Source organism: Psychrobacter arcticus 273-4 (assembly GCF_000012305.1).
Classification (GTDB): domain Bacteria; phylum Pseudomonadota; class Gammaproteobacteria; order Pseudomonadales; family Moraxellaceae; genus Psychrobacter; species Psychrobacter arcticus.
Genome location: NC_007204.1, coordinates 1,503,166 through 1,515,697 on the forward strand (window position 1 = coordinate 1,503,166; position 12,532 = coordinate 1,515,697).

10 protein-coding genes are annotated in these 12,532 nt (G+C 43.5%); 7 read left to right on the top strand and 3 right to left on the bottom strand.

The features are described 5' to 3' along the window. The first annotated feature begins 35 nt into the window (after positions 1-35). The 4 genes from PSYC_RS06500 to PSYC_RS11670 all read left to right on the top strand — a co-directional run bounded on the left by PSYC_RS06500 (position 36) and on the right by PSYC_RS11670 (position 3,114). Complete coding sequence (locus PSYC_RS06500) at positions 36-1,043, top strand: cell envelope integrity protein TolA (protein WP_011280524.1); 1,008 nt, start codon at positions 36-38, stop codon at positions 1,041-1,043. A gap of 136 nt (positions 1,044-1,179) precedes the next feature. Then, positions 1,180-2,472: a PD40 domain-containing protein gene (locus PSYC_RS06505; RefSeq protein WP_011280525.1), complete on the top strand. Its 1,293-nt coding sequence runs from the start codon at positions 1,180-1,182 to the stop codon at positions 2,470-2,472. 102 nt (positions 2,473-2,574) lie between these two features. After that, complete coding sequence (locus tag PSYC_RS11415; RefSeq protein ID WP_406621538.1) at positions 2,575-2,742, top strand: transposase; 168 nt, start codon at positions 2,575-2,577, stop codon at positions 2,740-2,742. Between the two features lie 207 nt (positions 2,743-2,949). Next, positions 2,950-3,114: a hypothetical protein gene (locus PSYC_RS11670; RefSeq protein WP_187147089.1), complete on the top strand. Its 165-nt coding sequence runs from the start codon at positions 2,950-2,952 to the stop codon at positions 3,112-3,114. Positions 3,115-3,206: 92 nt separating this feature from the next. On the opposite strand, the gene PSYC_RS06510 is transcribed toward PSYC_RS11670, so the two are convergent. Continuing rightward, a complete protein-coding gene (locus PSYC_RS06510) occupies positions 3,207-3,809 on the bottom strand; it encodes a flavodoxin family protein (RefSeq protein WP_011280526.1) in 603 nt (200 codons plus the stop codon). Between the two features lie 469 nt (positions 3,810-4,278). On the opposite strand from PSYC_RS06510, the gene PSYC_RS06515 reads away from it, so the two are divergent. Further along, complete coding sequence (locus PSYC_RS06515) at positions 4,279-5,535, top strand: YeeE/YedE family protein (protein ID WP_011280527.1); 1,257 nt, start codon at positions 4,279-4,281, stop codon at positions 5,533-5,535. A 412-nt stretch (positions 5,536-5,947) separates the two neighbouring features. Here PSYC_RS06515 and PSYC_RS06520 read toward each other — a convergent pair whose 3' ends face one another. Both PSYC_RS06520 and PSYC_RS06525 read right to left on the bottom strand, forming a co-directional pair. Next, positions 5,948-6,883: a polyphenol oxidase family protein gene (locus tag PSYC_RS06520; protein ID WP_011280528.1), complete on the bottom strand. Its 936-nt coding sequence runs from the start codon at positions 6,881-6,883 to the stop codon at positions 5,948-5,950. A 29-nt stretch (positions 6,884-6,912) separates the two neighbouring features. Further along, entirely contained in the window at positions 6,913-8,115 is a 1,203-nt protein-coding gene (locus PSYC_RS06525; protein ID WP_011280529.1) for an RluA family pseudouridine synthase, read from the bottom strand. Between the two features lie 822 nt (positions 8,116-8,937). Here PSYC_RS06525 and PSYC_RS06530 point away from each other — a divergent pair. Both PSYC_RS06530 and PSYC_RS06535 read left to right on the top strand, forming a co-directional pair. Continuing rightward, entirely contained in the window at positions 8,938-10,017 is a 1,080-nt protein-coding gene (locus PSYC_RS06530; protein ID WP_011280530.1) for an outer membrane protein assembly factor BamD, read from the top strand. A gap of 213 nt (positions 10,018-10,230) precedes the next feature. After that, positions 10,231-12,393: a DNA primase gene (locus PSYC_RS06535; RefSeq protein WP_011280531.1), complete on the top strand. Its 2,163-nt coding sequence runs from the start codon at positions 10,231-10,233 to the stop codon at positions 12,391-12,393. The last annotated feature ends 139 nt before the right edge of the window (positions 12,394-12,532 follow it).

The following is a 12,532-nucleotide window of genomic DNA, read 5'->3' on the forward strand; positions in this document are numbered from 1 at the left end:
TGTCTTTTAGTATCACGTTTTTGAGTATTACTACCATGCATAAGGCTCCAACCGTTTATGTACCAACTGAACCCGAAGGCAATGGGCTAACCTTACCCACGCTGCTCAGTTTGCTGGCACATGGTCTTGTCATTGGCATACTTATCTATACCTATCAAAATATGGACGTTGAGACCGCCGGCAGCATTGAAACGACCATGGTATCTCCTGAACAGCTGGCAGAGATGCAAGGACAAATCCTTGCCAATCGTGCCGCAGCAGTAAGTACCATGCAAGCTGACAGCGGTGCAAGTAGCACAGCTACGCCAACAGAAGCCTTTGATGGTAGCGTCAGCACTTCAAATCCTGCTCAACCAAACTCTCAGCAAGTACCAGTCTTTACACGCTCTAAGGAGTCTGCTACTAGCCCGATGCTGATGAGTGAAGAGCAGCATCAACGCCTTCTTGAGCAAAACCAAGAGTATGAGCGCAGTATGGCTGAGTGGGCAGCACGGTTAGACGAATCCGTGTTAGAAGAGCATGACCAAATTGAAAAAGAAAGAAGACAGCAACTCATTGAAGAGCAAAAAACGCTTAGCGATTTTCGCAATAAGCAAAACAATCCTCCTAAGATTAAGCGCCCAACTGCCACCGACCGAAATATAGAAATAAATACGGGTGGCTCTAGTAGCTCAGGTCAAACCCTTAGCCCATCAAACGATGGGCAATCGAATTTATCTGGTGATAGCACAACCTCAAGTCCTTCAAAAGGCAGCAGCCGCTCAGCATCAGGTGGTAGTCGCGGCGCTAGTAATAGTGAAATCATTAATCTTATCAGACGCAACTACAATCCACCGACTGCAGCAAAGGGCTCAACTCAGCGTGCTACGCTCACGATTACAGTCAATGCCAGCGGCAATATCACCAATGTTACCGCTTCAGGACCTGATGAAGCTGTCAATGAAGCCGCAAAACAAGCTGTATTGAACACAGGCAGCTTACCAATCGATGCTGACGACCCAAAATACCCGACCTTTACTCTACAGTTTAAAGGTATTAATTAATCAGTTGCTCATGCCTTATATTATTGATAACGTTACCTTAAATAGCTTGTACTGTAGAAGGTACTGCCTTATCTTTATGGCGGACTAATGACCTATAAAAATGACCATCATACTGTTTTAGGAGCTCAACTTACTCATGCGCACTCATAAAAAACTACTCACCTCGTTACTTGCTAGCGCCTCAAGCTTGCTTATCGCGCCAAGTGTATTGGCAGCGCCTGTCATTTTAGAGTTGGATTACGAGATTCCTGTTCAACAAAACCAAGTGGCTTTTGTGCCTTTTGCTGGTGATAGTGTGTTATCACCTATTATTGTAAACGACTTAAGCAAAACTGAGCTCAAAATTACCAGTCAGAATCTACCGCAGCAGCCGCGCAGTAGCAGCGAGCTGTCAGGAACATTACCTGTATGGCAAAGTATGGGTATTCCCTATCTTGTCGTGGGTAGCACCCGCAGTAGCCGCGGTAAAGTGGTGACCGATTATGAAGTGATTGAGGTTAAAACAGGACGCGTTATCGAAGGCAAGCAAACTTTAACCACTGATAACAACAAAGATAGCATGCGCTATGCCGGTCACGTCATCGCAGATAAAGTTTATGAGCTCATTACCGGCATTCCAGGTGACTTCTCAGGGCGTATTGCTTATATTGAAGAAATTGGTGCAGGAAAAGCAAAAGTCTCACGCTTAAAAATCATGGATGCCGATGGTGAAAACGCCAAAACCATTACCGAAGTTTCAGGCTCTATCTTCTCCCCAGCATGGTCGCCTGATGGCAACCGTATTGCCTATGCGGTACAACGCGATAAATCATATCCTGTCATTTATGTACAAAGCGTGAGCGGCGGCGGCGCAACGCCATTGACCCCTTTCCCTGGTAGTAACTTAAGTCCTTCATTCTCACCAGATGGCAGCAAAATACTGTTCTCTAGTAGCTTTGAGGGCAGCGCTGATATTTATGAGATGAGTGCCAGCGGCGGTCAACCAAGAAGACTCACCAACTGGCCAAGCAGTGAAGTACAGCCAAGCTACGCTCCTGATGGCAGATCTTTTGTCTTTGTGTCTGATAAAGCTGGATTTAATAAACCACAGATTTATCGTTATGAGTTTGGTTCGGGACGTACAACCAAGGTGTCCAATAGTGGTTATGCGACCAGCCCTCAATTCAGTAGCGATGGCTCACAGATTGCCTTTTTAAATGGTCGCTCAGCTGCCATCATGAATAGCGGCGGCGCGGTCACTGCCAATTTAGGTAATACCGGCATTGATGAAGCACCGAGCTTTTCGCCTAATGGTAAGCGCGTCGTTTATGCCTCAAAGCAAGGTGGTAAAGGCGTACTAACTATCAAATCCCTAAATGGTGGCGAAGCCTTTGGTAAATCTGGGCAAGGCGTTATCCGTTCACCTGTCTGGTCAGCCAGTCCCAGATAAAGCTAGAAATTTATAACGTCTTAACCGCAAAAAAGCGCCCAAGCATATGATTGGGCGCTTTTTTATATGAGAGTAAATCGATAATCTCTTATTCTAAGACTACTGAATAGAGATGGTCATCGCCTTTTATTTTTACCACCTTACAGTCCCGACCTAAACCCTATCGAACAGAAGTGGGCGCAAGCTAAGTTTCTACGCCAAGGCTGGATGGAAAATAACTTAGATAAACTGTTTTATGATATGGGCTGCATTTCTTTTATATTGGATTGACTATAGTGAATTATGGCTAAATAATGAGGTTAATTGCTCATTGTATTTTATTTTGACTGTACATAATGGATACATAAGGCCAATCCCAAACGCTTCTCATAGAGCGTATTACTTCCATTTATCATGCGAGAATATCTTGCACAATCCTGTGCATTGGTTATGATGAGCGCTATTTTACCGTCGCCGATTGCTTTTTGAGATATCACCATGAAGTCATTAACCTATTTATTTACATTTGCTTTATTTATGACAGGTTGTCAGTCGTTTCAATTTGTCGAAAGTCCGATTCCTGTCAAAAACGCCCCTAGCAAAAATTTATTGGTCAAAACTGTTCCAGCTACGGATATTACTGTTGAAAATAATGAGCGATAAGAACGATATAAAAAGCTCACAATAAAAAAAGTAAATATCGGTTTGATGTCTGCTTTTTAATATTTAATACTTGATAAATAGCTTTTGGATTTTTATAAGGCAGGCTGATGTTTGATGATCGTTTTTGCCAGATGATCACCAAACCAAATCGCTGTATCTATATCGCCCACGCCTGGTGTTTCTTCGGGTGGACCATCGAGCGACTGCGTCATCAAACCTAAAAAGCTAGACAGACGATTTAGGTCATGAGCTTCGTGACCTGTCGGCATCAGTGGCAGTCCAATCCAGTTCATACCATGCTGCATGCTATAAAGACAAATCTGTTGCAGTACGGCAAGTTTATCACCACTTAATCCACCAGAGTTGGCAAAAGCTGCTGCCCACTTCCCTTCCCATTTACGGTGATACCAACGCTTTGAGGTTTCATCCATAAAAGTCTTAAATTCAGCAGTGACGCTACCCATATATACGGCACTACCAAATACCAGTAGATCTGCTTGATCTAAAAACTCCCAATCCACTTCATGGACATCTACCGCCTTGGCTTGCGATTTTGGCAACTGCTGACGGGCACCTGTCACTATGGCCTCAGCAACACGCTTAGTATGGCCATAATTACTATGATAAATAACCGCTATAGATAGATTATTGGCTTGGTTAGTGACAGTTGAAGCAGACGATATAGATGTAGTCATACGGGCTCTAGTAATGAATAAATTGATGAATAATGAATTGCTGAGTAATAGTAACGTTTAGAATTTTCTGAGTAATTACAGCCATTATAGCCTGTAATCATACGGTTAGTACCGGATAGCTATTATTAATGACGCTATCATCAGGTGTGAAAATAATCGCACCACCTATTAACAGACTGTCATAGAGTAGCAATATTTAGCGAATTATCAACTCACTTATGTAAATCGCAACTTTGTCGAATATTGTGTAACACGTCTTGTCTTTATTGGGTCATACACAGTGGCCGTTAACGATTACATTTTGTTTATTCTATATATGCATATGTTAATTCCAGATTTTCTTTCAGGCTTGTTTTTATTTTTGACGTAATAGGATTATGATGTGGTGCTTATTCCTAAGTTACACACAAATACAATTAACGATTCAAGAAAATCCCAATCAAACCTATAAGCAGAGGAGACTACCACTGTGACAACGTTAAGAGTTCAACTCGTAAACGAGGCGCGAGATCCAATCGTAAGAGACAGTCTTCGCTTGAATGATCCACAAAAAATTCTGGTAGCAGGCGGCGCCATTGTGAGCTTTCTCATGCTGGTCTATTTATTAGATACGCAACATATTTCTCAGTCACTACTGCTTGGCATTGGCTTGCTATTGGGCTATACCCTCTTTCATGCCCGCTTCGGCTTTACCTCTGCATTCAGACGGTTAATGTCAGTCGGTAATGGCCAAGCGATGCGCTCACACATGTTGATGTTAGCCATTGCCGTGACGCTGTTTGCCCCTATTCTAGCCTTTGGCACGACTATTTTTGGTGGACCAGTGGCAGGTTATGTCGCACCAGTCGGTGTCAGCCTGTTCGTTGGCGCATTCGTCTTCGGTATTGGTATGCAGCTTGGTGGCGGCTGTGCCTCTGGTACTCTTTACGCAGTCGGCGGTGGCCGCTCGGTGATGTTCATCACGTTTATCTTTTTTATCGTTGGTGCCACTATTGGCGCTTACCATCTGCCATTTTGGACAGAAGAGCTGCCAAGCTTTGAGCCATTCTCTTTGGCCACCTCTACAGGTCTTGGTTACAGCGGTGCTTGGATGGTATCTTTGGCGCTTTTTGGTTTAATCGCATGGATAACCTTGGTCGTTGAAAAAAGAACCAAAGCCCCTAAAATGGCACCTGTTTCTTCTGAAAAAGGCTGGAAACGTATTTTCCGTGGTTCTTGGCCACTCTTTGCAGCAGCGATTGTACTTGGTGTACTGAATGCGCTAACGTTAGTGACACGTGGTCAGCCTTGGGGTATCACATCTGCATTTTCATTATGGGGATCTAAAATTGCGAACGCTTTTGGGGTTGATGTCGCGAGTTGGGGCTATTGGCAAGGCGCAAACGCAGCAGCGCTAAATGCGTCTATATTTGCTGATTCAACGACGGTACTAAACATCGGTATCATCATTGGCGCTTTTATCGCATCAGCGGCTGGTGGCTTATTCAAATTTACGACCATTACTAAGGGCAATTTTGCGGCTTCAGTGATTGGTGGTTTGATGATGGGCTATGGCGCACGTCTAGCATTTGGCTGTAATATCGGTGCTTATTTTGGTGGTATAGCCTCTTTTAGTTTGCACGGCTATATCTGGGGCATACTCGCCATGGCAGGCACGTTCTTGGCGCTGTATTTACGTCCTTTATTTGGATTGTCAGTGCCAAAATCTAGTGACTCGGTTTGTTAATTAAGATATAAGGGCATGTCATCAATTAGCACATTGATACATCTATCGTTGAAATACTTTAAAGTCGCTACCGTATTGCTGGTGTAAATTTTTTGCAGCCTCTGTCTGCGTAGGCACAGCAAGCAAGAAAAATTTGCACCAGTAGTAGGTGTTGTATCGATATTACTTTTCACCGACTGATATTACTTTTCACCGACTATAGTAGTCTTAAAATGGCTAAATTTTGCCAAATATCGTCAGAAATATGGTTAATATGTTTATATTTACGGCAATTCCTTCCTTGTTTGTTTGGCTGCAATTTTCTCATTTTAAACCGTACAATCTAAATGATGGCACGCCCTACACTCAAATAAAAAAACAGCAGGTTAAAATTAACCTGCTGTTTTTTGTTACATAGAGAATATTTTATTGGTCAGATAGCACTTATCTCTCTATCACTGCTCTGTGTACTACGAGCAATCACTAATGCCATACGCCCCGTGGCTGGCTGCTGCAAATGTGTCTGGCGGCGATACGAGTAATAACGACTGTCCGCATAACTACAGTCAACAGGTAAGTCATTAATGACTGTCACACCAGCAGCCTCTAACTGTATGGCGGCTAGTTTTGGCAGATCCAACTTAATTTTGTCATCGTGAGACGGTATAGAAAATAGCGCCACAAAATCATCAAGTTGTTTCTCTGACAATGCTTGGTTCTCTTTGCACCCTGCTAATAGCTTGTCGCGGACGTCTGTATTCACCTCATAATTCGCCTGACTAATACAAACGCCTATCCAAGCCTTGATCGGCATCGTGTTATCAAACCTACTCACTGTCGTCTTGATGACACCACATGCCAGCCCTTGCCAGCCAGCGTGAATCGCCGCTATCTGCCCAGTTGCTGGCTGATAAAGAACGATCGGTACACAATCAGCAGTCATTATGGCAAGCCCAGTACCATCTTTCTTGCTAACCATAGCATCAGCTGCCATGGGCGCCATACTCAGTACCGTAGCATCGGTATCATGGATATGCTTACCATGGACTTGATTAACCCAATGTAGCGCTTTGACAGGCACGCTATGAACAGGTAGGTTTTGCTGCGCTATCAACTGCTCATTAATTGCAGCAAGCACACGCATGCGATTGTCTAATACTACGCTTGCATCGTCATTGACATGCAGCCCCAAGTTCAGCTCGCCATAACTTGCTTGCTGTTGTTGATGTGACTGCTGATACATATGCTGATTTATCTTAGACCCAGCTATATCAATGCTTGAACAGTCCATATCAGAAAAAGCAGCCGTTTGAAACACAGCTACTCCATCAAGCTGAGCCAACAATGTGATAGGAAGCGTCTTTATCATGGCGGATTTACCGTTTTAATAGGTCATCTTTACTCAGCATCATAGCCGTCACTTAATACCGCCATTAGTTGCTGCATATCTTCAGGCATTGGCGTGGTTACTTCAATATCTTCACCAGTCGTTGGATGAACAAAACCCAAGATATAAGCATGCAATGCTTGACGCGGGAAGTTATTAATCGCTTGACGCTGAGCCTCCGTTAGACCTGCACGCAGCTGACGACGACCGCCATAGACTCTATCACCAACGATAGGATAGGTAATATGACTCAAATGCACGCGAATCTGATGCGTACGGCCTGTCTCAAGCCCTACATCTAGTAGACAATAGTTGCCATTAAGGGCGGTCACATTCAATAAGTGAGTCACGGCTTCACGTCCTGCCGTCATCACTGTCATTTTGGTACGCTGATTACGATGGCGTCCGATTGGCGCGTCAATACGGCGATGGCGCAATAGACTTGCTGCATCCCCCGCTACCACACATTGATAATGACGATAGACTGACTTGTCTTTTAGCTGCTCCATCAGTGCAAGCTGTGCTGGCTTGGTTTTACCAATCAGCAATAGCCCTGAGGTATCTTTATCAATACGGTGTACTAAGCCTGCACGCGGCAAATGATGGTGCTGTGGATAGTGATATAGGAGCGCATTGACCAAAGTACCTGCTTGATTGCCCGCACCTGGATGTACCACCATACCGACAGGTTTATTGATGACCAATACTTCATCGTCTTCATAAACCACGTCGATAGCGATATCTTCTGGTTGATCTGCACTATGCTGCTCTAAAATCGTCGATAAATGCAAGACATCACCGGCTTTGACACGAATCTTCGGTTTTTGTACGCTACCGTTATAAAGCAAGCTACCATCACTTACCCAGCCTTGTAACTGGACACGTGAAAAATCGATAAATATTTTTGATGCCAGCTTATCAATACGCAAACCGGCCTCTTCTTCTGTGACCGTATGCGTTACATCGATAAGAACAGGCACTGCTTGCCCCGCTACTGAGCTTTTATCATCGCTGTGCTCGTCTTCATCATCAAGTAGCTCATCATCTGGCAAATCATCGGACACATTATCATCGTCCATATGCTCATCAAGTAGCTCATTAGTGGTTAATAATTCATTGGGTATCGTTGATTCTTGCACAGGTGAACCTTGCGTTAATAAGTCTTTAAGTGATGAATCTTGAGTGGATTGATTCGCAGGTAAATTGATAGTCATAGCATCATGTATTCATAGCAGATTTATATATGGTAAAGACTCTGACGAGGTTTTGTCAGATGACTTCATAAGAAAACAGATTGACACTTGTAGACCATAAAAAATAATCGTGGTCAAAAAATGGCAATGATATCGCTCTAGTGTAACATGCTGAGCGTTTAAGCCCTATAGAAGCTGCGTGTTATCTGGCAATTTATAACCTCATTAGCTCTCTAAAATATAACATGGCTGTAATTTACTGTATATTTATCACTGTCAGCACTATTGAATATCGCTCGCTGCAGCCGCTCATGCTAAACTAGTGAGCGTACAGGATAATAGATATAACGAGTCAACTTTGTGCTAGATTTAAGGTGCCACAGAATAAAAATGCATTATAGAATAAGCAAGCGATGTGTCTAACTACAAAATAGCTAACGAAAAAATAGACGCAGCAAATGTTATTCTATAAAGTAAGCCATGTTTTGCTGTATGCTATGGCACTGTATCGATATTGGCATGCTTGTTAATTAACATAGCTAGTATAAGCAGGCTTGTGATGAGAATGCATTCATTGCAGCTATTTTATAAAAGCTTCACATTTGATGCACGCCCTATCGCATGATATTTTTACAGAGTAATTTTTTTAAACTTAATAACAATGCTTTTTAATAACAATGTTTTTTAATAACCACCTTTTTATCACGATAACACGCATGCTCAGTGATTGGCATGTAAAATGATAGACCATTATTGATGCACTAAGCATCGTTTTTTATCATCAATCTACTAAATAGTATGATAGCGTCGCTGCTATTGTACGTCTTGTGTCGGAGAAGAAGTATGCAAGCTGTTGGCAATACGTTTATCAAACTGTCCTCAATCACTTTACTTGCCCTAAGTGTCAACTTAGTGGGTTGTCAAACCTTTAAAAACCTCACTGGCGGTAAAGACGTGGATGCAGTGGTCACTGCTGAGAAGTCAGAGCAAGCATATTATAATGACGCTATTGCTCAGATTGATAAAGGTCGCTACACCCAAGCGGTCGAAGATTTGACCAACTTGCGTACTTTTTACCCGACTGGACAATACGCAGAACAAGCCTTGCTTGATATGATGTATGCACAGTATGAGAGCGGTAAATACGAAACCGCTGCTGCCAGTGCTGAGCAGTTCATTCGTCTGTACCCATCAAACCCGCAAGTGAGCTACGCTTACTATGTGCGCGGCGTCGCCAATATGCAAGGCTCATCTGAAGGTCTAAAACTGTTTAAGCTCAATCAAGCGGAGCGCGATACTGCTTACTACCGTATTGCCTTTGCCAATTTCCAAGAGCTGCTGAACAAATACCCAAACAGCCCCTATGCCTCTGATGCAGCTCAGCGCATGACCTTTATTTACAATCAGTTTGCCGAAAGTGAGATGAGCGCTGCCAATTGGTATATTGAGCGTGAAGCTTATGTGGCTGCGGTTAATCGTGCTAAATGGGTCTTTCAATATTATCCACTCAGCGAATCTGTGCCAGATGCGATTACTGTCCTTGCTTATAGCCATGAAAAACTGGGTCTAACTGATTTAGCAAAAGAGTACAAAACCCTATTGCAAATTAATTATCCAAACATGCTAAGCGCTGATGGACGCGTGAAGCTCAATACCAAACGTGAGCGTTCTTTGGTCAATAAATTGACTTTTGGACAGCTGAGTCGTTTTAATAAAGACACCACAGTTTCGACTGGCAATTATAGCGGTGCGACTAAAACTCAAGTCATTCGCAATGCCACTCAATTGAGATTGCCGAGCGACAATGCTGCAAATACAGCAGCCCCAAGCAGTACTTCTCCGTTGCGTCTGACGAATGACAATAGCCGTGTGCGCTTAGGTGCGGTTGAAACGGATAGCATCGATATGACCGATGGTAATTAATCGTATTTTGGCATAATAAATTAAGCGCGTTTATGCGCTTTTAATCAATAGCGCTGTCATGGCGTCAGACGTCACTACAAATAAGGTCAACGATACGGTTGGCCTTATTTTTTCTGTTTTGGTTTTTGCATTATTGTTTGTATTTTATATTGCCTGCATGCAATATTGGTTCTGCATTAAAATAACGCACACCTATGGTAAACTGTTTTTCGCATGAGTATCCCAAATCACATTCTTGAGCAATTAAATAGCCAAGCTGACTTAGTCAGTATCATTGGGCGTCATACTACGCTTAAACGTGCTGGCGGTGAGTTTAAAGGCTGCTGCCCTTTTCATGGCGAAAAGTCGCCGTCTTTTTATGTCAATCCACAAAAAAATATCTATCACTGCTTTGGCTGTAGTGTCGGTGGCAATGCCATCAGCTTTTTACGTGATTATGAAAACTTGACCTTTATCGAAGCGGTCAATGAGCTGTCCAAACAGACGGGCATTGAAGTCCCAAAAGAAGAGCAACAAAACGTCAGCTATCAGCGTGCCAAACCCAAGCCAAAATCTGCTATTAAGCCAGCAACATCAGCAACGCATCTGCAAAAAAATGATAGTCAGCCAGTAACCAATAATAAGTCATCCATGAGCATGCCAGCTGATGATACGCAGCCGCCAACTTATGATGACCACCATAGTTATGACAATTATCCACCGTTAGATGCTTACGATGCCGTCCCTTATGCAATGGATGGCTATGATGCTCACTATCAAGATGATGATAATTACCCGCCTGCGTGGTTGGCAGGTGGTGATATGGCAGGCTTGCATGGCAGTGATATAAATCATAGTTTTGATAATAACAATGACAGCAATGAAGACGGCAACCTATACGATCTGTTAGAAAAAATACAGCAATTTTATCAGCACAATCTCAGCATCCACCCTCATGCCAAGCATTATTTTTTATCGCGCGGTATTAGCGATGAAATCTTTGAAACTTTTGGCTTGGGCTACGCGCCTTTTGGTTGGCAGCATCTTGAACATCAGTTTCCGCAAGATATTGAAGGCTTAAAGGCGCTTGGCTTAGTGCGGCGCTCAGAGTCCGGACGCGATTATGACCTGCTTCGTGATCGGGTTATTTTCCCGATTCGAGACAATCAAGGGCGTACCATTGGTTTTGGTGGTCGCGCGCTTGATGATGAGGTAAAGCCCAAATATATCAACTCCTCTGACTCGCCCGTCTTTCATAAGCAGCACGTGCTGTATGGCTATTACGAATCACGCCAAAAACGCTCAAATGACTGGCTGGTGGTCGAAGGCTATATGGATGTGATTGCCCTGTATCAAGTCGGTATTTATGGTGCCATTGCGTCGATGGGCACAGCAATTAATGAGAGCCAAATCTCACGTCTATTAACGCTAAATCCCACCCTAACCTTAAGTTTTGATGGTGATAGCGCTGGACAAAAAGCCGCTTGGCGCACGCTTGAAGTGGCACTACCTGTGCTCAGTGACGAAAAAGAGCTGCGCTTTTTAACGCTACCCAACAATCATGACCCTGATACCTTTATAAAAAGTCAGGGCGCGGATGCCATGCGTGAGCAAATCGTAAACGCCATGCCGTTATCACAGTATATCTTTGCCTATCTAAGTGAGCGTCATGATTTGACCTTGGTTGAAGGTAAAGCCAAGCTCATGTCACAAGTGCGCGCTTTGACTACTGCCTTACCAAAAGGTAGTAGCTTCCGCTACCTGCTCAATAATGACATTTATCAAAAGCTTGGTGGCAAACGTAGCCAAAACATCGAAGCCAAAGATGCCCTGCTAGATTTTGATGGTGAAATGACCATCAGTCAGCAGCTGCAACTGTGCTTTGTATTCCAGCCGCGTATCTTGATTGATGATCCTATCGAAGCCATTTGGCAACAAGCCGGTATTAATGACTTACACCTGCCCGCTCATCTTCAGCAAAAAGCCTCGGCTGATGTTTTACGCCCGCTGGCTTGGGAAGATATGCAGGACGCGGCACTACTTGATGTCGTCAGCACTATTAAGCGCTGCCTGAATTATTTGCCAAAAGATGCCAATGCGGCGGCGCACTTTATTCTCTCTAACGTCAAACCCTTGACCCAAGAGACGCTTAGCCGCGACTGGGGCAGCTTTTATAAAGCCTTGACCAGCCGTAATATCTTGAGCCTTGATGGTTTGGTCGAAGAGTTGGTCAGCCAACTGATCGAACGTCATATGAAGAAGAAAACACAAGATTTGATTAAGAATCCTGACAACATAAAACTGGCGATTGTCCGTAAACAATCACAGTTATTAAATGACTGGCTACGCGCGCAGCAAGCAGAGCAATCTGCCCAGATGGCGACGGTTAAATCTTAATATTGTCAGTTGATTTTATTTATAAAACAGCTGCCCTTTAAAAGGGTCGACATTGTCCCCACTATTAATGATTATGCACTGTTATATTAGCTCACTAAAATAGCCTGTTATCAAAACCGTGTTTAACATGGAATAGCTA

Excerpts from the sequence above, each read along its gene's own strand:
- PSYC_RS06500 (WP_011280524.1), top strand. The coding sequence starts at position 36 with ATGCATAAGGCTCCAACCGTTTATGTACCAACTGAACCCGAAGGCAAT.
- PSYC_RS06505 (WP_011280525.1), top strand. The coding sequence starts at position 1,180 with ATGCGCACTCATAAAAAACTACTCACCTCGTTACTTGCTAGCGCCTCA.
- PSYC_RS11670 (WP_187147089.1), top strand. The coding sequence starts at position 2,950 with ATGAAGTCATTAACCTATTTATTTACATTTGCTTTATTTATGACAGGT.
- PSYC_RS06510 (WP_011280526.1), bottom strand. The coding sequence starts at position 3,809 with ATGACTACATCTATATCGTCTGCTTCAACTGTCACTAACCAAGCCAAT.
- PSYC_RS06520 (WP_011280528.1), bottom strand. The coding sequence starts at position 6,883 with ATGATAAAGACGCTTCCTATCACATTGTTGGCTCAGCTTGATGGAGTA.
- PSYC_RS06525 (WP_011280529.1), bottom strand. The coding sequence starts at position 8,115 with ATGACTATCAATTTACCTGCGAATCAATCCACTCAAGATTCATCACTT.
- PSYC_RS06530 (WP_011280530.1), top strand. The coding sequence starts at position 8,938 with ATGCAAGCTGTTGGCAATACGTTTATCAAACTGTCCTCAATCACTTTA.
- PSYC_RS06535 (WP_011280531.1), top strand. The coding sequence starts at position 10,231 with ATGAGTATCCCAAATCACATTCTTGAGCAATTAAATAGCCAAGCTGAC.